The sequence below is a fragment of the Nocardia sp. NPDC049707 genome (assembly GCF_040674855.1).
Lineage (GTDB): Bacteria > Actinomycetota > Actinomycetes > Mycobacteriales > Mycobacteriaceae > Nocardia.
Map to the genome: position 1 here is coordinate 14,815 of NZ_JBFANN010000017.1, position 21,867 is coordinate 36,681.

Genomic DNA, 21,867 nt, shown 5'->3' on the forward strand with positions numbered 1-21,867 from the left:
CGAGTGCCATAGCGATGCACAATGAGTTGATGATAGATGGGGGCCCTCAGCTTATTGCGCTGGATGTCGATGGAACGTTGCTGCAGACGGGCTCGCCGATCAGTGAACGGGTGATCAATGCTGTGCGAGCGGCGGTGGGGGCGGGGGCGCATGTGGTTGTGACGACCGGGCGGACATCGATGACTACGCGGCCCGTACTGCGGGAGCTCGGGCTGGTCGATGGACATGCGTTGTGCTCCAACGGCGCGGTGCACATCGATGTGGCGAAGGGGGAGCCGGTTGCGGTGCAAACCTTCGATCCCGGTCCCGCGGTCGCGGCCTTGCGCGCACTGTTTCCCGAGATGATTTTCGCTGTGGAGAAGGTCGGCATCGGCACCTGGGCCACGGGGGTCAGCCCGGGTGAATTCTCCATCGGCGAATACGTTCTCGTTGATGACGGCGCGCTGAGCAGCGAGCCTACCCCGCGACTCAACGGCTGGTGGCCCGACGGTTCCCTGGAAGAGATGCTGCGCTTGCTCGCCCAACTGCACGTACCGGGTGCGAGCTGGGTGCACGGCGAATTCGGTCCGTGGCTTAGTGTTTCGCGCCGCGGCGTCTCCAAGGGGTGGGCATTGGAGCGGCTGCGCACGGCACTGTGCATCCCCCGCACCGCGACCCTCGCCATCGGCGACGGCTACAACGACCGCGAAATGCTGCAGTGGGCAGGACATTCCGTGGCAATGGCGAATGCACCGAACCAGGTCCGCAACTGGGCGGACGAAGTCGCCGACGATGTCGCCGACGACGGCGTCGCCAAAATTCTGGAGCGCTGGTTCGGCCACTGAAGCTGGACCGATGATCACCATGCGTTGGTGGCGGTAGAGTCAAGCGCCACCAACGAGGCAAAGCGAGCCCTGGGACGCATTGCGAAGAGCAGGGCAATCCTGGGCGAGCGCTTCAGACGCGGCCGAGGATCTCCAGGTAGTGCGGGTTCTGCATGATACCGAGCACATTTCCGAACGGGTCCACCACCGCGGCGGTGATGAAATCTCCGTCACCACGCGGTGTGATGGGTTCGTACTCCTTGGCTCCGAGGGCGATCAGCCGGTCGAAACTTGCGTGTACATCGTCGACATGCCAGTTCAGGATGGCTCCGCCGGGCGCGTTCTGTGCACCCGCGGGCGCGAATTTGCGATTGATGATCCCCAGTTCGTGCTGGTAGTCGCCGATGCGGAATTCGTAGTACCCGCCGGGCACCGCGTAGTACGGCGCGATGCCGAGCACCTCGGTGTACCAGTCCTTCGCGGCCTCGAGGTCGTCGGCATAGAACGAAACGGTGGCCATTCCTCGCAACATCTTGGTCTCCTCTGATCTGGGTCTTTCCTGCTTGTGCAATCCATCATTCCGGCTAAAGTGCGCACCGAATGAGCACTTTTTTCGGCAGAATTGTGCTCATGCGAGCCGACCGATTGGTGGCAACCCTGTTGCTGATGCAGATCCGCGGGCGGGTGACGGCCGCCGAGATCGCCGCCGAACTCGAGGTATCGGTCGCCACCGTGCGCCGCGATCTGGAGGCGCTTTCGACCGCGGGAGTCCCGGTCTATCCGCAGCCGGGGCGCGGTGGCGGCTGGTCGCTGGTCGGCGGTGCGCGTACGGATCTCAGCGGCCTGACCGAACCGGAGGCCCGCGCGCTGTTCCTGCTGGCCGGACCATCCGCGAGCGCGGTACCCGAGGTGAAGTCGGCATTGCGCAAGCTGGTTCGCGCCCTACCGCAGACCTTCCGCACCGATGCGGAGGCAGCGGCCGGTGCCGTGGTGATCGATTCCGCGCGCTGGGGTGAGCACGATCGGGCCCGGCCGCAGCTCGTCGAATCGCTGCAGCGCGCGGTGGTCGACCGCCGCAAGGTGCAGCTGACGTATGAGCGGTCGGGGGAGCGCACCCGGCGCGTCGTCGACCCGTGGGGTCTGGTCGACAAGGACGCCATCTGGTACCTCATCGCAGGCACCGACCGTGGCCGGCGCACCTTCCGCGTCGATCGCATCGTCGATGTCGCGGTCACCGACGAAATCGCCCGCCGCCCCGTGGATTTCGATCTGTCCACGGCCTGGTCGGAGGTTGTCGGCGAGGTCGAACAGCATCGCGCCGCCACATCGGCCACCGCACTCATCGCGCCGCAGCTACTGCCGATTCTGCGCAAGCAGCAGGGGCGACACTGCGAAGTGGACGGTCCGGTCGCCGACGGTCGCGTCCAGGTCCGTATCACCGCACCGACACCGCGCATGATCGCCCAACAGTTGGCGGGCTGGGGTGCCGAGATCGAGGTGCTGGCACCGCAATCGGTGCAGGCGGAATTAGCCGTGCTCGGTGCCGAACTCGTCGATCGATACGGGGAGTGACCGCACGGCAGACCGAATCTCGCAGATCGATCCATGCCGGTCCTTCGGACCCTCGAGAACGCAGGCCGCACGATGATCCCCCAGGCGCAGCAGTGGCAGCGCCGGGTGGCCTCGGCTGATCCGGGAACCGCCCTTGCACAGCAGGCGCCTGCCGGGTCGTGCAGTTGGTTTCCGAGTCGGCGCCGGTGCTGGAGCTGGGCCGCGTCCGAGCAGATCAGCTCGAACGCGGCCCGGTGTCTGTTATCCGATCAGTACGCGGGTTTCTTCGCCGGCAGCAGCTCGTACAGTGCGCGCACGATCTCCGTGGCCAGCACCGCATGCCCGCTCATCGTGAAGTGGATGAGATCGGTGCTCATCAGATCCGGTCGCAGCCGCAGCGGATGGTCCCAGAGCTCCACCAGCACGGCGTCGTACCGTGCGGCCAGCTCGCGGATTATGTCGTTGAGCGCCGACATCCGCTCCCGCATCGGGCGCATCGGCGCCATTCGTTCCGCCTCCCATACGTCGGCGAGGGTGAAGGTGCTCACCTGCGCCCCGCTGCGGGCCAGCGCACCGAAGAGCGCGTCGAGATTCGCGCGGAGTTCGTCGATATTGCCGCCGGAAGTGAACAGATCGTTCCCGCCGCAGCTGAGATGCACCAGATCCGGCGCGAATTCGAGCACCCGCGGCAGCTGGTCGGCGCGCACCTGGGCGGACGTCGCGCCGATCCGGCCGGTATTCAGATATGACAGAGCGGGATTCGCCGCCGTCAATACCGCGGCGACACGATCCGCCCAACCGGCGGTGTCGTACCCGGGACTCGGATCGCCGACGCCCTGGGCGATCGAATCCCCGAGTACCGCATAGCGCTGCCAAGGCGCGTCGGCGAGCAGTTCGAGCGCGGCGGTATTCGACAGCAGCATCGGATCGTTGGCTTCGGTGCGAATATCGTTGGGTATCAAGGTGACTCCTAGCTCTGAGCGGGGACGACGGTCGGAACGGGAATACGCGCCGGAATCGCGATGACCACTGCGGATGCGACACCGATGCCCGCGCAAACGGCGAACAGCGTGTGGAAGGCGGCCAGCGCATCCTCGGCATTGGCGGCGAATACCGCCGCCAGCACCGCGACACCGAGCGCGCCGCCCACCTGCCTTGCGGTCAGATTCATGCCGATTCCGGCCGCGAAGCGTTGCGGCGGAAGCGAACTCGCCGCCGCGGTGCCGAGCACCGTCACGACGATTCCGACGCCACCGCCGCCGAACACCCCGGCCGGTACCCAGGCGGACCACAGAGCCGGTGTCGGCCCGAAGGCGTCGGTACTCATCCACACAGTGGTGCCGGTGTACATCAGCGCCCCGAGGACACCGAGCCAACGCCGCGCGCTCGGCGTCGTCACACGACCGGCGATGGTCGCGGTCACCATCGAGGACACCGCGCCCACCGTCAAGGCGGCCGCCGAACCGAGCGCCGAATACTGCCAGATCGCATCGAGGAACAGCGGTCCGGCGAGCAGCCAGGCGAACATGGTCGCACCGAAGACGAACGAGGCGGCGTTGGCCAGCGCGTACGGCCTGCAGTGCCACAACTCGACCGCGATGGCCGGATTGTGGTGGCGTGCGGAGCGGATCAGCGCGGCCAGGATCAGCAGCGCGCCGACGCCGAGCGCGGCGAGTGTGCCGGGTGCTGTCCAACCCCACCGCTGCCCCTCGGTGACACCGGCGACCACACCGCCGAGTCCCAGGGCGATGGCGACGGTACCGACCGGGTCGGGCAGCGCACCGCCCGGCTGGCGGATATCGGGCACCGGAATGCGCAGCCCGGGTGCGATCAGCACGATCGCCACCGGGATATTGATGACGAATACCGCCCGCCAGCCGAACGTCTCGACCAGCGCACCGCCGATCGCCGGACCCACGACGGCGGCGAAACCGCCTGCGGCGGACCAGGCTCCGATGGCCGCGCCGATCTTCTCGCGCGGTGTCACGGTGAGGACGAGGCCGAGTGCAGACGGCACCATCAGGGCCGCCGTCGCACCTTGCAGCAGGCGTCCGGCAATGAGCCAACCGGCGGTGGGTGCGAGTCCGCACAGCAGGGATGTCACGGCGAAACCGAGCAGTGCGATCAGGAACAGCCTGCGCCGTCCGAGGGTGTCGGCGAAGCGGCCCGCCGGGGTGAGCAGTGCCGCGAAGGCGATGGCGTATCCGCTCACCACCCAGGTCAGCGTGGTCGTCGCGGTGCCGGGAAAGTCGCGGGCGATCGACGGGAACGCGATATTGACGACGGAAAGATCCAGGAAGGCGACGAACGCCGCGCCACAGGCGATGACGAGCGTGCGCACGGCGGCCTTCGAGGTCGGCGGACTGTCGGTCCGCGCGGACACTTCGGTCATGAGGGAGATCCCTTCGGTGAGGCAAAATCTAAACGTACGACCGTTCGTGCAATAAAAGTACGACCGTGCGTTCGTATTTGCAACCCGGAGGTGGAAGAATGGCGACATGGCAGAGTCGACAACCGCCGAGCAGCCCACCTCGGGCACTGATCAGCGCCTTGCGAAGGGCGCCCGCTCCCGGGCCTCGATTGCCAGACATGCCGCCGACGTGGCCTCCATCGAGGGACTGACCGGCCTGAGCATCGGTCGTCTCGCGACCGATCTCGGCATCAGCAAGAGCGGCATAGCCACCCTGTTCGGCACCAAGGAAGCACTGCAGGTCGCCGCGGTGAAGGTGGCCCGCGAGGCTTTCGTCGAACGGGTGATCGCGCCCAGCCTGACCGAACCGCGCGGCCTACCCCGCCTGCGCGCCCTCATGGATCGCTGGTTCGACCACATCACCGACCCGACCTTTCCGGGCGGCTGTTTCCGGGTGGCCACCATCGCCGAATTCGACAGCAAACCCGGCCCCGTCCGCGATGCCATCGCCGAGGATCACAGCGAATGGCTCGACTTCTTGGCCAAGCAAATTCGGCACGCTCAGGAAGCGGGCGATCTCACCGGCCGTGACGCCGATGCCATGGCTTTCGAGCTCGACGCGGTGATCAGCGCGGCCAATACCGCCCAGCAGATGGGCGATGATCGCGGTGTCGCCACTGCGCACACCATCGTGAACCGGCTTCTGGGCTGAGCGCAGACTCAAAGTGTGATCTCCGATGATGCACCGCCACACGCTGACCAGCTGGTCTGTGACTCACGGCGGTATGTGCCGGTGTTTTCGCGGTCTCAGATGGCGCCATTGATGAGGGTGCCATCAACGTGATCGATGCGGTGAGCACGGCGGAGCTGGTCGCCGAATCGATGACGTCTATCGGGGGTTTATTGCCGTCGTCCGGCGCGACTGAGTCGCCGACGACCAGTTATCGATCATTGATAGCCAATAACTACTGACTGACTCGGATTTACTTGTCCGGGCTCGATGAAGGTGGCGAGGGGATCATGGAATCTGGCGGACTTGGATCATCATCTGGCGATCGGCTCAATGAAACTGGCGAATCGCTGGAGCTGGGGTCGGCTGTACCCCGGTCAGCATGGGTCGATTGCCCAGTGGAGCGATTTGGAGTGTGCGGTGCATGTCAGACCCGGTCCCTCTGCCAACTGAAATGCCACCGATAGGCTCATCGGCATGCTCGAACAGGACAACGAGGATCAACCGCACCCTCCCTACAACTGGGATCACCTCAGCGACGACCCGGACGTCTGGGATCGAGTGCGCGCCAACCTCGTTCTCGGGCAGCGATTGACCGGAACCGTCGGTCTGATTCCACGGCTGGGCACGATCGGCATTTTCATCGACCTCGGTCTTCCCATCGGCGGGTTCGTCGATGTTCTGCTGCTTCCCGACGACACGAGCAAATGGCCCGCCGAGGGGACTGTCGCAGATTTCCTCGTCTGGTGGATGGACCCGAAGAGGGCCCAGATACGCCTCGTCCCCGCCGAATCCGGCTTCCGCCGTGAGGACTTCGACACGTGGTCACTCACCAACGCACCAACCGGCGATCCTGGCGTTCTCAAACTCTTCCGGTTCGACTCCTGAGTCGCTCGAGGTCAAGCGTCTGCTCCATGCTCGCCAGATTTACTGGGCCACAACAGACCAGTCCGACTCAGTGATTCTGGCGAACCCGTGCTCACGAGAGCCTTCTTCGCCAGATGCATTGAATCCGGACATTACTCGTTGGGTGGAGATCCCCTAGCCCGCCCTCGTCGTTACGGATCTGCACATGGTTGTGTGTCGTGTGCTGTGCACTGTCACCTGTGCGCGGTGCTGGGCTGCGTTGTGAAGCAGGGAGTCGAACCCCCGCACTGCCCATCGTGCGCCAGGAGAGTGGCCGATTACCCGTCGGCTCAGCGGGTCGTGCACGCCTCCGTAACGACTACCTGCTCCACCGTTCGTTGTCAGTCCAGGAGGTTTACCTCCCAGTTCGCACGCTGGATTCGCACGTCGAGTTCGCGGAGTTGCAGGGCGAGTGAATCGGCTTGGGCGCGTAATTCGGCGACAGACAAAGCGGAGAGCATCTTGAGTTCGGAACGCAGCTGACGCGCGTACCCGCCGTGATTCCTGCCTGTTGCCGCATCTGCGGCGTCCGTAATGATGGAGTGTTGTAGGCGCAACGCATCGCGGCGAGCAAGTGCGTCGGTGAGCGTGCTTTCTGCATCGATGCGGGCAGCGGCGTTTGTGCGGTTGATCCGCCGGATGAGCGTTTCGAACTCGCGGATCACCTCTTCGGCCTCGGCGAGCAGGGCCGAGGCGTCCTCGGCGGGTTCCTCGCCCTCCTGGTAACGGGCGCTGCTCGCGATGCGAGCGCGTAGCTGCTCGATCCGCCGCGCGGAGTCCGCGCGCAACGACAACGCCTCTGCCAGCTTCAAATCTCTGACCTCCATTTGACCGTGGGCTGTCCATTATGGGTGGTGTCGAGCCCGTGGCTACAGGCGGGCTTCAAAGGCACCGTCGGCCGGAACCCTGGTATGGCAATCCTTCTCAGCATTGGCGACACCGCGTCGCCAATGCTGAGGGAGAAAAGACGAGGGGGAAAATAAGCGGGCGAGTCTCATGAACGAATGTTCGCGAGACACCCTCTCGGGCAATGCGTTTCCACAGGTTGAACCTGTAACGCATGCGGTGTACACGGCAACGTGGGGGTTGGTGATACACCTTGTCGCACCGTGCGGAATGGGCGTGCGGGCCGGGTGATCACCAGTTCGTCGCCGCAGCCGTTCTCGGGACTCGAGCGAACGTTATCGGCCCAGGTGTCGTCTGGGTGCAGATCATCATGTGTGGTGAGCCGAATCGGGCATGCCGTCCCGAGGCGAGATGGCCGCGGTGACGCGATGTGCCAGCGCGCGCAGGTGCTCGATGAGTTCGGGTGGTTCGTGGACTCGGAATTCGAAGCCGAACAGCCCGGTATAGACGGCCAATTCGTCCAGTGAGTTCGAGCCGGTGTGTAGCAGGCAGTGTCCTTCGTCGATCGCCTCGATGACGCCGATGGTCGGTGGGATGCGATTGGCCGCCACCGCCGCCGGTACTTCGAGGGTGATGCGTGCTCGATAGCGGTAGGGCGCAGTGCTGATCCCGTGTGCGACGAAATTGGCCAAGTCCACCTCCGGCGCTTCGCGCGGGGTGAACCGCGGACCGTTGGGGATGCGCGGACGCAGGCGGTCGATTCGGTAAGTGCGCCAATCCTTGCGATCGACGTCCCAGCCGACCAGATACCAGTGTCGCCCGGTGTGCACGAGCCGATGTGGTTCGGCCGCCCGTCGGATCTCGGTGCCATCGTGCGTGCGGTAGTCGAAGCGGAGTTGTTCGTGGTCGCGGATCGCGGAGGCGATCGCGGTCAACACATCGGGATCCACGAGCGGGGTGCCGGCCGACATGCTGACGGTGGCGGCCTGCAGCGCCGAGACCCGGTGGCGCAATCGAGCCGGGAGGATCTGTTCCAATTTCGCCAGGGCGCGTAGGGAACTCTCCTCGATTCCGGCGATGGTGCCGCCCGCCGCGGTGCGCAGCCCGAGGACGACGGCGACCGCCTCGTCGTCGTTCAGCAGCAGCGGTGGCAGTTTGGCTCCAGCGCCCAGTCGATATCCAGCGGCTCCCGCCACGGCGTGCACGGGATAGCCGAGGTTGCGCAGTTTGTCGATGTCGCGGCGGATGGTCCGTATATCGACCTCGAGGCGTTCGGCCAGTTCGGTGCCGGTCCAATCGCGGGGTGTCTGCAGCAGCGACAAGAGTTCGAGCAGTCGGGCTGAGGTCTCCAACACGCTGCGTATTCTCCACCAGAACCTAGGACTGTAATTGCCCTAGGTGGCTCTTAGTGTGGTTCTCATGAACACCGAGATCACCTCGTTCCGGATCGATGTCCCCCAAGAACAGCTCGACGACCTGAATCGGCGACTGGACGCCACCCGCTGGCCAGACGCGGATCCCGGTGCGGGGTGGCGACAGGGTATCCCGCTCGACTACACCAGGGAACTGGCCGACTACTGGCGCAACACCTACGATTGGCGCGCCCAGGAGGCCCGACTCAACTCCTTCCCGCAGTTCCGCACCGAGATCGACGGCCATGACGTGCATTTCATCCACGTCCGCTCGGCAGAACCCGGCGCGTTGCCGCTGGTGCTCACGCACGGATGGCCCGGATCGATCGTGGAATTTCTCGATACGATCGGGCCGCTGACCGACCCGGTGGCGTATGGCGGCAACGCGGAGGATGCCTTCCATGTCGTCGTGCCGACCATCCCCGGCTACGGGTTTTCCGGACCCGCGGTAGGCTGGTCGACCGCGCGCGCCGCGAAGGCGTGGGCGGAACTCATGCGCCGCCTCGGCTACCACCGCTACGCCGCGCACGGCGAAGACACCGGGGCCGCGATCTCGCGACAGCTGGCGGTCATCGACCCTGAGCACCTGGTCGCTGTGCATCTGACGATGATCGCCTCCGCCACCGTCACCCCGGAGACCGCCGACCTCGACAATCCGGCCGAACGGCGTGCCCTCGAACTGGCTCGCCGCGCCCAGTACGAACTCGGCGCGTACGCGATGCTGCAGGCAAGCCGCCCCCAGACACTGTCCTACGCGCTCACCGATTCACCGGTGGGGCAACTGGCCTGGATCGTCGAACGATTCAAGGACTGGACCGACTCCACCGACGCGCCCGAGGACGCCGTCGACCGTGACGCGATGCTGACCAACGTCATGATCTACTGGCTCAACGCCACCGCGGGCTCCTCGGCGCGCTACTACTACGAAGGCGCCGCCACCTGGGGAGCGCCCGAGCCCGAGACCGACGTGCCGGTCGCCGTGGCGGTGATGCCCCACGACCTCGGCATCCCGGTCCGCCGCGTCGCCGAACGAAACCACAACATCGTGCGCTGGACCGAATTCGACCGTGGCGGCCACTTCGCCGCCATGGAAGAACCCGACCTCATCGTGGACGACCTGCGTGCCACGTTCCGCGAATACCGCAAATAGACACCGAATCTCGGCGATCCACGGCGGACGACTGTCTGTGGTCATCTGCCATGAGCAGCACGGTCCCGGGTGTGGCCGCTACACATCTGGGACCGTGCGGGCGCCCTTCGCCGCGGGCAACCGGCAACGGCGCGGCTCATTCGTCGGCGCGGGCGTCGGGATCGCGCAGCGAGCGGTGGGTTCCGCCGATGTCGGGCAGATGGAACGCGTAGTGCCCGTCCAGGCCGATGTGGCCATGGACGAACGCCGATAAATTCGCCGAATCGGATCGTTGGCGCCGAATCTCGCGAAACTGTTCCTCGACCCCGGCTACGCCTCGACACCGGCACCCCAAAGTTGGTGCGGCGCAACCTCGAATTCGAAACAGCCACGGCGAAAGGAGGTTCCGCAGCCGCCCGCGACATTGTGCCGTTCCAGCAACAGCGTTCGCGCGCCCGCGCGTTGCGCCGTGGCCGCGGTCCTCAGCCGGCGTTGCCCGCGCCGATGACGATGGCGTCGTAATCGTTCACGCTTCGGCGGTCTCACGCTGGAGCTGCGCGGTGGCCTCGGCCTTGATCCGCTCGAACTGTTCGCCCATCCGCGCGGCCAATGCCTGTGCGGCCGACATCGGACGCACCATCACCATGAAGTCGTCGATCTTGCCGTCCGCATCGAAATGCAGGAAATCGCAGCCGGTGAGCTGCTTGCCGTCGACGGTGGCCTCGAAGACGAAGGCGTGGTCGCGGCCGTTGGCGTCGGCGATCTCGCGCACGTAGCGGAAGTCCTCGAATACCCGGATCACCGCGCGCAGGATGGCCGCGGTGATCGCCTTGCCCGGATAGGGCTTGAACGCGACGGGGCTGGTGAATACCACATCGTCGGCCAGCAGTGCCTCGATAGCGATCTCGTCGCGGGCCTCCACAGCTGCACGGAAGGGATGCATCACGCCACCTTTCATAGTCAATTAGTTGTCTATCTATTTTGAACACTATCGGGGACCTGTATGTGCGTCCACAGTTGATTAGACAATAATTTGAATATTCATCGAAGGTGTTAGCCTGAGCGGATGGCGCTACGTGACGCGGTGCTGGCCGCTCTGCTGGAAGGGGAGGCGTCCGGCTATGACCTGGCCAAGGGCTTCAACGCCTCGGTGGCCAACTTCTGGATGGCCACACCCCAGCAGCTGTACAAGGAACTCGAGCGGATGGCCGCCGACGGCCTGATCGAAACCCGGGTCGTGCAGCAGGAGCGTCGCCCGAATAAGCGACTGCACGCCATCACCGCGGCCGGCCGGGCCGCGCTGCGTGCGTTCATCGCCGAGCCCGCCAAACCGACCGCGGTCCGTGACGAATTGATGGTCAAAGTGCAGGGCATGGACACCGAAGATGCGCCGACCGTGCGCGCCGCGGTGGCCGAGAAGCTGGACTGGTCCAGGGCGAAACTGGCCCGCTACGAACGCCTGCGCGCCCGCCTGCTCGACGGGCGCAGCGAGCAGGCGTACCTGGCCGAGGCCGAGCGCATCGGTCCCTACCTGACCTTGGTGCGGGGAATCTCCTTCGAGCAGGAGAACCTTCGCTGGGGCGAGTTCGCTCTTGCCGTCATCGACCGGCGGACCGCCGCTGGCTCCGCGACCCCGGCCGATCTGGACTCGATCACCCCACGCTGAGGTGCCGTGTGGTGCCGCCGTGTGCCAGAATCCGCGAGTGCGCAATCCCGTGATCGATGTTGCGGTGGGCAGCGATGTCGGCAGCCGCTACTCGGCGAATTTCGATGTCACCTATCTGCGCGCGCGGCCGTTGCTCGCCGTGCTGGCCGACGGCATGGGAGATGGACCGGGTAGCGCGGCGGCGGGGCGGACCACGGTCGATATCTTCGTCGACCACATCGTGAATGCGGTGGAAGTCGGGCCTGATGCGCTGCGTGCCGCGGTGGCGGCCGCGGATGCTCGGGTGAGCCGGATCGGTCGGGAATTGCGGACCTTGGCTGGATGCACACTGACCGCCATGGTCGTCGCTCCGGATGGCTGCTGGCTCGTGCAGGTCGGTGACTCCAGGGTGTACCGACTGCGTGCCGGGCTACTGGAGCTGCTGACAACCGACCATACGATGGCGTGGCTCGGCGCTGTGCACGGTTGGTATCCATTCGACTCGCCGCAGGCCGCGGCGGCGCGGTATCAGCTCACCCGCTACATCGGGCACGGGACCGCGGCGGAACCGGACGTGCTGAGCGTGACTACGCGCCCAGGCGACCGATACCTGCTGTGCACCGACGGCATATCCGATCAGGTCGGCTACGACGATCTGCAAATTCTGCTGAGCCGTGAGGCCGATCCGCGCTCCGTTGTCGCTGGGCTGCTGTCTGCCGCCGATCTGGCGGGTGGCAACGACAACGCCACGGCTATCGTCGTCTATGTCGACTGAATTGCTTTGCGGTACACCAGATTTAGTGGCCGGTCGACCTGAGGCGCTGGGTCATTCGACAGGCCATCGCCGCAGAAGGACGATTCGGCCGATGATCAGGCAGACAGGCTCAAAGCAGCGCTGAGCGCGGCGTCATAACGGTCCCAAACGATTTCGGTCAACGCCGGATCCGGCCCGAGCACGGGCGCGTGCACCACATCGGGCACGGCGGCTGCCAGGCGATCGGTGAGCAGCCCCGGCGCGAGGAACCACGGTGCGACGAGCACGCGCTCGGCACCACTGACGCGCAGACGCGAAATTGCTTGGGTGACAGAAGGTTCGGTGGTCGCGAAGCAGATTTCGGTATGCCAGCCGGTCAGCGCCGCGAGCTGTTCGGCAACCTCGCCGGTTCGCGCGTTCGCTGCCGCCGATGCCGTCCCAACGGCCGCCACGGCGACCCCCACGTTCGTGAGTGATGCAGACGGTGCACCCCCCGCCGGTCCCAGCGCCGCCAGGGTGCGGTCGCGGAGAGTAGCGATGAGTCGTTGGTCCGGCCCGAGAACGTCGGCTTGGGTCAGCGGGAGCTGCGGGCGTGCGGTGGCGAGCAGTCCGGGTAGATCGACTCGTGCGTGATAAGCGCTGCCCAGCAGCAGCGGTACCACGACGGCCTGCGTGTGTCCCTGTGCGGCAACGGCATGGACGACCTGCTCGACCGATGGCGCATTCAGATCGAGAAATGCGAGTCGCACATCGATATCCGGCCGGGCGGCGGCGATATCGGCGACGACCGCCGACATCGTCGCAGCCGAGCGCGGATCTCGACTGCCATGTGCCACCGCGATGAGTGCCGGTCTCGGGTCCGCATATCCGCCGATCGGTGTGGCCGCCGTGACCCGGATCGGCCCGAACATCGGTCTATTCGGTCCGCGTCCGTGTTCGGATATGCGCTCTAGTTCGGCCCACATGGATCCGCCCGGCAGCCGCGCCACCGAGCCGATACCACCGCGCGAATTCACCTCAGACTCCGACCTCGACCGCGGTCAGCACGTCACCGACCAGGCCGGCGGCGAGGGTATTGCCGCCCGCCGGATCGATGAGCAGGAAGCTGCCGGTGTGCCGGTTGACGCGGTAGTCGTCGGCCGCGATCGGCTCGGCGACACGCACCGAGATGCGGCCGATATCGTTGAGCGTCAACGACTCCGGGCTCGCCTGCGTGGTCAGGTTCTGCTCGTCGAACCGCTCGACGAGCGCGCCGACGATCGCCTGCGTGGTGCGGGTGCCGTGTTTGAGCAGCAGTCGCGCGCCGGGACGCAGCGGCTTATCGCCGAGCCAGCAGACGGTCGCGTCGAACGAGTCGATCGGTTCCGGCGCATCGGCCGGGGAGGCGATCATGTCACCGCGCGAAATGTCCACATCGTCGGCCAGGATCAGCGTGACACTGCGGCCGGCCTGTGCGACGGCGAGCTCACCATCGGGCGTATCGACCCGCTCGACGGTGGAGCGAATTCCGCAGGGCAGCACCACGATTTCGTCGCCGGGTGAAACCGAGCCCGCCGCGATCTGGCCCGCGTACCCGCGGTAGTCCGGGTATTCGGCGGTGCGCGGTCGGATCACGTACTGCACTGGGAAGCGCAGTCCGAGCGCGTGCGCGCCCGAGCTGTCGGCGTCCACCGGTACCGACTCGAGGTGCTCGATCAGCGAGGGTCCGTCGTAGTACGGGGTGTTCACCGAGCGCGAGGCGATATTGTCGCCGTGCAGTGCCGAGACCGGAATCTCCAGCACATCCTCGGCGGCCCAGCCGAGGGTGCTGGTGAGGGTGTTGAATTCGGCGGAGATCGCGGCGAATACGGTCGCCGGGTCATCGACCAGGTCGATCTTGTTCACCGCGAGCACCAGCTTCGGCACGCCGAGCAGCGCGAGTACCGCGGCATGCCGACGGGTCTGCTCGATGACACCCTTGCGCGCGTCGACGAGCAGGATCACCAGCTGCGCGGTGGACGCGCCGGAGGCCGTATTGCGGGTGTACTGCACATGCCCGGGCGTATCCGCGAGCACGAAAGACCGCTTGGGTGTTGCGAAGTAGCGGTAGGCGACATCGATGGTGATGCCCTGCTCGCGTTCCGCGCGCAGCCCGTCCACGAGCAGCGAAAGATCCGGCGTGGCAAGACCCTTATCCACCGACGCGCGGGTGACGGCGTCGATCTGGTCGGCCAGCACGGATTTCGTATCGTAGAGCAGCCGTCCGACCAGGGTGGACTTACCGTCGTCGACAGAACCGGCGGTGGCCAGCCTCAATAGGTCGGACATATCAGAAATATCCTTCTCGTTTACGGTCTTCCATCGCGGCCTCCGACACTCGGTCGTCACCGCGGGTAGCGCCGCGCTCGGTCAAACGGGACGCGGCCACTTCGGCGAGAATCGCCTCGTTATCGCCCGCGTCGGAAAGAATTGCGCCGGTGGAGGATCCGTCGCCGACGGTGCGGTAGCGCACTGAACGGGTCTCCAGCACCTCGCCCTCGCGCGGGCCGCCCCAGACGCCCGGCGTCATCCACATGCCGTCGCGCTGGTAGACTGGACGTTCGTGCGAGTAGTAGATGCTCGCCAGGTCGATATCCTTGCGGGCGATGTAGCGCCAGATATCGAGTTCGGTCCAGTTGCTCAAGGGGAAGACCCGGACGTGCTCGCCGGGAGCATGCTTGCCGTTGTACAGATTCCACAGCTCGGGCCGCTGCCGCTTCGGATCCCATTGCCCGAAGGCATTGCGCAGCGAGAAGATTCGCTCCTTCGCGCGCGAGCGCTCTTCATCGCGACGGCCGCCGCCGAAGACCGCGTCGAAGCGGTGCTCGACGATGGCGTCCAGCAGCGGAACGGTCTGCAGCGGATTGCGGATACCGTCCGGGCGCTCGGTGAGCCGGCCGTCGGCCAGGTAGTCCTCGACCTTCGCGACATACAGCCGCAGGCCGTACTTGTCGACCACCTTGTCGCGGAACTCGAGCACCTCGGGCAGGTTGTGTCCGGTGTCGACGTGCAGCAGTGCGAAGGGCAGCGGCGCGGGCCAGAACGCCTCGAGAGCCAGGTGCAGCAGCACCGTGGAATCCTTACCGCCGGAGAACAGGATCACCGGCCGCTCGAATTCGCCTGCTACCTCACGGAAAATGTGGATCGACTCCGACTCCAACGCCGCGAGGGTGTCGAAATCGGTGATGCCGAGCAAACGTGCGCTGCTGGTTTCAGTCATGCTGTGTCCTCCTCCGGGCCCTGACTCGGTCATGCTGTGTCCTTCTTTGCATGCCCGAGGGGCCCTCCGTGGTTACGCGGGCTGCCTCCTCCGGGCCTTGACTCGGTCATGCTGTGTGCAACCCGCATTCGGTCTTGGCAATGCCGGCCCAACGGCCGCTTCGCGGATCGGAACCCGGCTCCGGCTTCTGTGTGCACGGAGCGCAGCCGATCGACGGATATCCCTCTTCGACAAGGGGATTGACGAGGATGCCGTGTTGTTCGATATAGGTCTGCATCGCGTCGTCGGACCAGGCGGCGATCGGGTTGATCTTCACCAGTCCGAATGCCTCGTCGAACGAGATGAGCGGTGCGTTGGCCCGGGTCGGGGCCTCCACGCGGCGGATGCCGGTGACCCAGGCGTTGTAACCGACGAGCGAGCGCTTCAGCGGCACAACCTTGCGCAACCGGCAGCATGCACCGGCATCATGGGCGAACAAATCCTTGCCGAGCAGCTGATCCTGTTCGGCCACAGTATTTTCCGGCCGCACATTGATCACATTCACGCCGTAGACGGCCGCCACCGCATCGCGGGTGCCGATGGTCTCGGCGAAGTGGTAGCCGGTATCCAGGAACAGCACATCCACACCCGAATGCACTTGGGCGGCAAGGTGAACCAGCACGCCGTCCTGCATATTCGAGGCGACGATGTATCCGGTGCCGAAGATGTCCTCGGTCCACTGGAGCAAGTCCAGCGCCGTGGCATTCGGTCCGAGTGCGGCCGCGCCTTTTTCGGCGAGCGCGCGCAATTCGTCTTCCGGCAGCTTCGCGGGCAGGTCCGTCGTTACTTGATCCGTTGTCACGCTAGTTCTCCCATTCACCGAAGGTCGGCCTCGTCGGCACGAACCGCCCACTGAGCGAACCGTTCGCCGTCTTCGCGGTGCTTGATGAAGTTGCGCACCACGCGTTCGATGTAGTCACCGAGCTCATCGGTGGTCACCTTGTGCTGACGTAATTTCCGACCGAAGGCGCTGTCGAAGCCGAGGCTGCCACCGAGATGAACCTGGAAACCCTCGACGTGATTGCCGGAGCCGTCATCGATCAGCTGCCCCTTGAAGCCGATATCGGCGATCTGCGCCCGCGCGCAGGAGTTCGGGCAGCCGTTGATATTGATGGTCACCGGAACATCCAGCTGCGCATTGAGATCCGCGAGCCGCTCCTCCAACTCCGGCACCAGCGCCTGGGACCGCTTGCGGGTCTCGGCGAAGGAGAGCTTGCAGAATTCGATTCCGGAGCAGGCCATCAGGTTCCGGCGCCACAGCGACGGACGTGCCTGCAGGCCAAGGGGTTCCAGCTCGTCGATCAGCGCGTCGACCTTATCGTCGGCGATATCGAGCACGATCAGCTTCTGGTACGGGGTGAACCGGATCCGGTCCGAGCCGTATTTCTCCGCCGCCTCGGCGACCTTGGTCAGCACGGTGCCCGAAACCCGGCCCGCGATGGGGGAGAAGCCGACCGCGTTGAGCCCGTTGCGCAGCCGCTGCACGCCGACGTGATCGATCGGCTTCTTCGGCTGCTCCGGCGCGGGACCGTCGATCAGCTTGCGCTTCAGGTACTCGTCCTCTAGCACCTGACGGAACTTCTCGATGCCCCAGTCCTTGATCAGGAACTTCAGCCGGGCCTTGGTGCGCAGGCGGCGGTAGCCGTAATCGCGGAACAGCGAGACGACGGCCTCCCACACATCGGGCACCTCGTCCAGCGGCACCCACGCGCCGACCCGCTGGGCCAGCATCGGATTCGTCGACAGACCGCCGCCGACCCACAGGTCCAGACCAGGGCCGTGTTCCGGGTGATTCACCCCGACAAACGCGACGTCGTTGATCTCGTGCACCACATCCTGCTGGCCCGAGATCGCGGTCTTGAACTTGCGTGGCAGGTTGGAGTACTCCTTCTTGCCGATGTAGCGGCGCACGATCTCCTCGATCGCGGGCGTCGGGTCGATGATCTCGTTCAGCGATTCACCGGCCAGCGGCGAGCCGAGCACCACACGCGGGCAGTCGCCGCACGCCTCGGTGGTCTGGAGGCCGACGCCTTCGATCCGCTTCCAGATCTCGGGGACGTTCTCCACCTCGATCCAGTGGTACTGGACGTTCTCGCGGTCGGACAGGTCGGCGGTGTCGCGGGCGAACTCGGTGGAGATCTGGCCGAGGGTCTTCAACTGTGCGACATTCAATGCGCCCGCATCACAGCGGATGCGCATCATGAAGTACTTGGCCTCGAGAATGTCGATGTTCTCGTCACCGGTCCAGGTGCCGTCGTAGCCCTGTTCGCGCTGGGTGTAGAGGCCCCACCAGCGGAACCGGCCGCGCAGATCGCCCTTGTCGATGCTGTCGAAGCCGTGTTTGGAATAGATGTTCTCGATCCGGGCCCGCACATTGAGCGGGTTGTCGTCCTTCTTGGACTGCTCATTCGGGTTCAGCGGCTCGCGGTAGCCGAGCGCCCACTGGCCCTCGGCCTTGCGGCGCACCGGCTTACCGGTGCGGACCCGGGTGCCCGTCGGTGCCTCGGTCCGCGGACGGTCCGGACGGACGCGTCGTTCGGAGACCGGGCGGACCGGGCGTGCGTGCTGCCCGGGTCCGGATTCCGGCTGGGGCTGATTCGTGGGACCGGAGTCGGTGCTCGACGTCATAGGGTCGCTCCTGCTGAGTGGTTACATCCGTGTTGCAGACGCGAGGGCTGACTCACGCCTGTGGTGTCAGCGGGCTGGTGTCCGTCGAAACGAGGGATCACCGGGCGAACCTGGGAATGCGCGCCGCTGAGCTACCGAGGGGAACCGGGCCGACAGCGGGCACTGCAGACGCGCTTGTAGTCGACGTGGCGGCGTGCCACAAGTCGTACTCCAGATCCGCGCATGTGGCCCATTGTGCCACGTCAGAGTGGCCCTTCCGGCCGCGCGGCAGTATTTCCCGCGAAATCGAGGGAAATCCCCAGGACTATGCGCGCCGATTGTGATGGCTGTCATAGTTGGCGAGCTGAATGCATCACATGATTCGTCAAGATCGTCGTCGGTGGACCGGATCACTCGGTTTGACCTCGAGCTAGGTTGAGGTAGCAAGCTCGGTGGCATGAGTACCGATACCGATCTCGACGCCATCCGTGCGGTCGTCGCCACCGTCCAACACTCCCAGCAGCACGAGCTTGTCGACGAATTCGTCGGTCTGTTCCGTGAGGACGCCATCTGGACGAGTGCGGGCGGGAAGCGACTGTTCGGCCGCGCGGCCATCGCCGAGTTCACCGCCCAGGTGCTGCCGGGCGCGATGGGGGACGGCACCGTGACCTACGAGGTCGAGCACGTGCTGATCATCCGGCCGGATGTGGCCGCGGTCAAGGTGGTCCAGCGCTACTTCGACGGCGACGGTCAGCTGTCCGGTCAGGGCTCGCCGATGTACGTCATGTCCAAGGAGGACGGCCGCTGGCTGCTCACCGCGAATCAGAACACCGGCGTCGCCGACTGAACCCGCCCGCAACAGCCCAGGGGGGCGGCGGTCACAATGGTGGGGTGAGTTCCGCCGCCGTCCCGATCGCAGCCGAGACGCCTGCCCTGGTGCTGCGCGACTTCGGCGGCGGGCCGTTCGGGATCTACATCCACGTGCCGTTCTGTGCGACACGCTGCGGATACTGCGATTTCAACACCTATACCGCGGGCGAACTGGGCACCTCGGCATCGCCGCAGTCCTGGCTGGATGCGCTGCGCGGTGAACTGGCGACGGCGGCCGACGAGTTCGCCAAGCTGCCGACGGCGACGCCCGAGGTGACGACGATATTCGTCGGCGGTGGCACGCCGTCCCTGCTCGGTGGCGACGGCCTGTCGAACGTCCTGGACGCGGTGCGCGCGAACTTCACCCTCGCTGCCAACGCCGAGGTGACCACCGAATCCAATCCCGAGTCGACCGGACCGCAGTTCTTCGAACGCATCCGCACGGCTGGATACACCCGGGTTTCGCTCGGCATGCAATCCGCGGCCCAGCATGTGCTGAAGGTGCTCGACCGCACCCACACGCCCGGCCGGGCCGTTGCCGCCGCGAAAGAGGCACGTGCCGCCGGATTCGACCATGTGAATCTCGACCTGATCTACGGCACGCCGGGGGAGCGCGACAGCGATCTGGACGCGAGCCTGGACGCGGTGCTGAGCGCGGGCGTCGACCACGTCTCGGCCTATTCGCTCATCGTCGAGGACGGCACCGCGCTGGCCCGTCGGGTCCGCCGCGGCGAACTCCCCGCCCCTGACGACGATGTGCTCGCCGCCCGCTACGAACGCATCGACTCCCGCCTGAATGCGGCCGGGCTCACCTGGTACGAGGTATCCAATTGGGCCGCAGGCGATTCCGCCCGTTGCCGACACAACCTCGGCTACTGGGACGGCGGCGACTGGCTCGGTGCGGGACCCGGCGCGCACAGCCATGTCGGCGGCGTGCGCTGGTGGAACGTCAAACACCCTGCGCGCTATGCCGATACCGTCGCACGCGGCGGCTTTCCCGCGGCGGGCTGGGAAGTACTCACCGCCGACGAGCAGCACACCGAACGCGTCATGCTGACCATCCGCCTGCGCACCGGTCTGCCGCTGAACGAGTTGGCCCCAACCGAATCCGCCGCCGCGACCCGAATCATCGCCGACGGTCTGGCAATTCGCTCGAACGACCGCCTGATCCTCACCGACCGTGGCCGCCTACTCGCCGATGGCGTGGTTCGCGACCTCCTGACCTGAGCCGTATTCGCTACTGCCGGTGCCTTCGCGGTATCTTGCGCCGTGGTTCTCACTTGGCTTGTAGGTCTGGCTCGCGCGGTCCGAATCGCCCGCGGCGGCCTCAGGGGTCGAGGCGTTGCAGCCTATTTGTCGCCGAGAGCGCTGGCGAAATTTTCGGCTACCCCGCGAACTTGATCGCATGACGAGGAGGCCGGAGTCGATCCGGGGATGGCGCTGAGAACAATCTCCAAGACTCCATCGGTCGAGGATATTGCCGCATTGCAGAAATTGGGGAATGCATCATCGGTAAAGACCACAGCTGGACGGCCGTCGATGGGATCTCTGCTTATCACCGTGTTGTGGCTGGAAGTGGCGGCCCCTGCGATGGGAGTGTTCTTCGACCGCACTATGACATCGCCGGTAACTTCCCCGTCAGCGTTCTTTGGCCGTTCGAAAGAGCAACCGATAACAACCGTATCTCCGGCTACGAGATCGCTTCGCGTGCGGGTTTTCGGATCGAATCCGGCGCTTGTCGCCATGGCATCGTCAATCGTGAAGCACGGATCGAATCGGACCGGATTGATGCCGTCGGGCTGCTTCGGTGCGGGAGGAATCTCCCCTGACTTCGATGTTGTCCGCGAGGCCGGCGAAGTGGAGGATTGATTCGAGCCGTGATCATTCGCATTGTCATTCGCGCACGCGGTCAACAGTCCGAGTGTAACCAGCACGCATCCGGCGGTGAGGGATCTGTTAATCACTGAGAAACTCCTGCTGCTTGCGATTCCGTATGCCGAAAAGAACTCGGGCAGCGAGGAGTATGCCACTTGAGTGCGCAAGTTTCCTAGAGGTACCTTTTGACACGTCGGGCTGATCATCGTAAGGTTCCCTTGTTCGCGTGAAGGGGGAGGTTGAGCACTGCGAATCGTCAAGCTGCTGCACCGGCGCGGGATACTCATTCAACTGGTGAAGATTGCGCTGCTATTCGGCATAGCCGTTGCGATCCTGCTTGTGATGACGTGGATCGGCAACCCATTTGCGGATGACGTGGAATCACCGGCGAAGGCGGCGTCGTCGTGGGCATCGCCGCCCCCAGCGGGGCGAGTTGATCCGCCGCTGCCATCTGGATTTCCGTCCCAGGAGTTTCCGCCGCCGTTGGTCGAAGTGCCCAAAGGGCAGCCGCAGCCGGTGCCCACGAGATTTGGGCTGACTTATACCGTGCCATCGAGCGATGGGTGGCGGCCCAGTAACGACACTGTAATTGGCTGGTCGGAAAAGGATGGATCCATCATAGCCGGATATGGTGCCGTGAGTGATTATGGCTATCGCTATTGTCCCCAGAACAAGAGTTCAACTCTGGCCGCGGTGGGTGTTGCGGGCCGCAATGGTATTGATATCGATGCAGCCGCTCGCGAGGAGATCGGTAAGGCGGAGCGGATATTCACCCACAACGGCACCGGGCGCCGACCGCAGGTCGACATTCGCGGTCCGTCGCAATTCGAGATATCCGGGCGTCCGGCGGTCCGATATACAGCAGTAGTAACTGGACTGTACCAAGAACATTCCTGTGACCCCACTGAACTGGAATTTGACATAGTCGCCACTCCGGCGTATTTCACCTCGGAGGTCGCGGTCTTCATGTTCAAACATGTCATCGGGTCTGCGAAGGCTCTGACCAGTAGCGACGTCGACAAGATCGTCAAATCTTTGCAGAGAACGTAACG

The 21,867-nt window shown here is 65.1% G+C and carries 24 protein-coding genes; 11 read left to right on the forward strand and 13 right to left on the reverse strand.

Annotation, left to right across the window (positions count from 1 at the left end; translation table 11 throughout):
• The first annotated feature begins 29 nt into the window (after positions 1-29).
• Positions 30-824: an HAD family hydrolase gene (locus AB0J29_RS17120; RefSeq protein WP_364786309.1), complete on the forward strand. Its 795-nt coding sequence runs from the start codon at positions 30-32 to the stop codon at positions 822-824.
• Between the two features lie 112 nt (positions 825-936).
• Here AB0J29_RS17120 and AB0J29_RS17125 read toward each other — a convergent pair whose 3' ends face one another.
• The gene (locus AB0J29_RS17125) at positions 937-1,335 is read right to left on the reverse strand and encodes a VOC family protein (protein ID WP_364786312.1); all 399 of its coding nucleotides are present in this window, start codon (positions 1,333-1,335) and stop codon (positions 937-939) included.
• A 98-nt stretch (positions 1,336-1,433) separates the two neighbouring features.
• On the opposite strand from AB0J29_RS17125, the gene AB0J29_RS17130 reads away from it, so the two are divergent.
• Positions 1,434-2,375, forward strand: a complete 942-nt coding sequence (locus tag AB0J29_RS17130; protein WP_364786315.1) for a YafY family protein — start codon at positions 1,434-1,436, stop codon at positions 2,373-2,375.
• Positions 2,376-2,623: 248 nt separating this feature from the next.
• On the opposite strand, the gene AB0J29_RS17135 is transcribed toward AB0J29_RS17130, so the two are convergent.
• Positions 2,624-3,316: an SGNH/GDSL hydrolase family protein gene (locus tag AB0J29_RS17135; RefSeq protein ID WP_364786318.1), complete on the reverse strand. Its 693-nt coding sequence runs from the start codon at positions 3,314-3,316 to the stop codon at positions 2,624-2,626.
• A gap of 8 nt (positions 3,317-3,324) precedes the next feature.
• Positions 3,325-4,746: an MFS transporter gene (locus AB0J29_RS17140; protein ID WP_364786321.1), complete on the reverse strand. Its 1,422-nt coding sequence runs from the start codon at positions 4,744-4,746 to the stop codon at positions 3,325-3,327.
• Positions 4,747-4,852: 106 nt separating this feature from the next.
• Here AB0J29_RS17140 and AB0J29_RS17145 point away from each other — a divergent pair, with 106 nt between their 5' ends.
• Both AB0J29_RS17145 and AB0J29_RS17150 read left to right on the forward strand, forming a co-directional pair.
• Positions 4,853-5,476 carry a TetR/AcrR family transcriptional regulator gene (locus AB0J29_RS17145; RefSeq protein WP_364786324.1) on the forward strand — a complete coding sequence of 208 codons (624 nt, stop codon included), beginning with the start codon at positions 4,853-4,855 and terminating at the stop codon, positions 5,474-5,476.
• 495 nt (positions 5,477-5,971) lie between these two features.
• Positions 5,972-6,382, forward strand: coding sequence for a hypothetical protein (locus AB0J29_RS17150; protein ID WP_364786327.1), 411 nt, complete (start codon positions 5,972-5,974; stop codon positions 6,380-6,382).
• Between the two features lie 359 nt (positions 6,383-6,741).
• Here the strand turns inward: AB0J29_RS17150 and AB0J29_RS17155 are convergent, their stop codons facing one another.
• Positions 6,742-7,212, reverse strand: a complete 471-nt coding sequence (locus AB0J29_RS17155) for a DIP1984 family protein (RefSeq protein WP_364786330.1) — start codon at positions 7,210-7,212, stop codon at positions 6,742-6,744.
• A gap of 402 nt (positions 7,213-7,614) precedes the next feature.
• On the reverse strand, positions 7,615-8,601 hold the full coding sequence (locus tag AB0J29_RS17160; protein WP_364786333.1) for a YafY family protein: 987 nt from the start codon (positions 8,599-8,601) through the stop codon (positions 7,615-7,617).
• A gap of 64 nt (positions 8,602-8,665) precedes the next feature.
• Here AB0J29_RS17160 and AB0J29_RS17165 point away from each other — a divergent pair, with 64 nt between their 5' ends.
• Both AB0J29_RS17165 and AB0J29_RS17170 read left to right on the forward strand, forming a co-directional pair.
• Complete coding sequence (locus AB0J29_RS17165) at positions 8,666-9,808, forward strand: epoxide hydrolase family protein (RefSeq protein ID WP_364786336.1); 1,143 nt, start codon at positions 8,666-8,668, stop codon at positions 9,806-9,808.
• Positions 9,809-9,902: 94 nt separating this feature from the next.
• A complete protein-coding gene (locus AB0J29_RS17170) occupies positions 9,903-10,061 on the forward strand; it encodes a hypothetical protein (RefSeq protein WP_364786339.1) in 159 nt (52 codons plus the stop codon).
• Between the two features lie 56 nt (positions 10,062-10,117).
• Here AB0J29_RS17170 and AB0J29_RS17175 read toward each other — a convergent pair whose 3' ends face one another.
• Together AB0J29_RS17175 and AB0J29_RS17180 are read right to left on the reverse strand one after the other, a co-directional pair.
• Entirely contained in the window at positions 10,118-10,333 is a 216-nt protein-coding gene (locus AB0J29_RS17175) for an NAD(P)-binding protein (protein ID WP_364786342.1), read from the reverse strand.
• Positions 10,314-10,730 carry a nuclear transport factor 2 family protein gene (locus AB0J29_RS17180; protein ID WP_364786345.1) on the reverse strand — a complete coding sequence of 139 codons (417 nt, stop codon included), beginning with the start codon at positions 10,728-10,730 and terminating at the stop codon, positions 10,314-10,316. The genes AB0J29_RS17175 and AB0J29_RS17180 overlap by 20 nt, the downstream gene beginning before the upstream one ends.
• Positions 10,731-10,853: 123 nt before the next feature.
• Here AB0J29_RS17180 and AB0J29_RS17185 point away from each other — a divergent pair, with 123 nt between their 5' ends.
• On the forward strand, positions 10,854-11,453 hold the full coding sequence (locus tag AB0J29_RS17185) for a PadR family transcriptional regulator (RefSeq protein ID WP_364786348.1): 600 nt from the start codon (positions 10,854-10,856) through the stop codon (positions 11,451-11,453).
• Between the two features lie 37 nt (positions 11,454-11,490).
• A complete protein-coding gene (locus tag AB0J29_RS17190; RefSeq protein ID WP_364786351.1) occupies positions 11,491-12,207 on the forward strand; it encodes a protein phosphatase 2C domain-containing protein in 717 nt (238 codons plus the stop codon).
• Positions 12,208-12,302: 95 nt separating this feature from the next.
• On the opposite strand, the gene AB0J29_RS17195 is transcribed toward AB0J29_RS17190, so the two are convergent.
• The 5 genes from AB0J29_RS17195 to AB0J29_RS17215 all read right to left on the reverse strand — a co-directional run bounded on the left by AB0J29_RS17195 (position 12,303) and on the right by AB0J29_RS17215 (position 18,091).
• A complete protein-coding gene (locus AB0J29_RS17195; RefSeq protein ID WP_364786599.1) occupies positions 12,303-13,097 on the reverse strand; it encodes a sirohydrochlorin chelatase in 795 nt (264 codons plus the stop codon).
• A 106-nt stretch (positions 13,098-13,203) separates the two neighbouring features.
• Complete coding sequence (locus AB0J29_RS17200) at positions 13,204-14,493, reverse strand: GTP-binding protein (RefSeq protein WP_364786354.1); 1,290 nt, start codon at positions 14,491-14,493, stop codon at positions 13,204-13,206.
• Between the two features lies 1 nt (position 14,494).
• On the reverse strand, positions 14,495-15,424 hold the full coding sequence (gene cysD / locus AB0J29_RS17205; protein WP_364786357.1) for a sulfate adenylyltransferase subunit CysD: 930 nt from the start codon (positions 15,422-15,424) through the stop codon (positions 14,495-14,497).
• A 106-nt stretch (positions 15,425-15,530) separates the two neighbouring features.
• Positions 15,531-16,265, reverse strand: a complete 735-nt coding sequence (locus AB0J29_RS17210) for a phosphoadenylyl-sulfate reductase (protein WP_364786361.1) — start codon at positions 16,263-16,265, stop codon at positions 15,531-15,533.
• 14 nt (positions 16,266-16,279) lie between these two features.
• Positions 16,280-18,091, reverse strand: a complete 1,812-nt coding sequence (locus AB0J29_RS17215; protein WP_364786364.1) for a nitrite/sulfite reductase — start codon at positions 18,089-18,091, stop codon at positions 16,280-16,282.
• A 436-nt stretch (positions 18,092-18,527) separates the two neighbouring features.
• Between AB0J29_RS17215 and AB0J29_RS17220 the strand changes: the two genes are divergently transcribed.
• Entirely contained in the window at positions 18,528-18,917 is a 390-nt protein-coding gene (locus AB0J29_RS17220; RefSeq protein ID WP_364786367.1) for an SgcJ/EcaC family oxidoreductase, read from the forward strand.
• A gap of 65 nt (positions 18,918-18,982) precedes the next feature.
• Entirely contained in the window at positions 18,983-20,167 is a 1,185-nt protein-coding gene (hemW, locus tag AB0J29_RS17225; protein ID WP_364786602.1) for a radical SAM family heme chaperone HemW, read from the forward strand.
• Positions 20,168-20,289: 122 nt separating this feature from the next.
• On the opposite strand, the gene AB0J29_RS17230 is transcribed toward hemW, so the two are convergent.
• Positions 20,290-20,904: a DUF3558 domain-containing protein gene (locus tag AB0J29_RS17230; RefSeq protein WP_364786370.1), complete on the reverse strand. Its 615-nt coding sequence runs from the start codon at positions 20,902-20,904 to the stop codon at positions 20,290-20,292.
• A 205-nt stretch (positions 20,905-21,109) separates the two neighbouring features.
• Here AB0J29_RS17230 and AB0J29_RS17235 point away from each other — a divergent pair, with 205 nt between their 5' ends.
• Positions 21,110-21,865 (forward strand): hypothetical protein, encoded by a 756-nt coding sequence (locus AB0J29_RS17235; RefSeq protein ID WP_364786372.1) that lies wholly within the window; start codon positions 21,110-21,112, stop codon positions 21,863-21,865.
• The last annotated feature ends 2 nt before the right edge of the window (positions 21,866-21,867 follow it).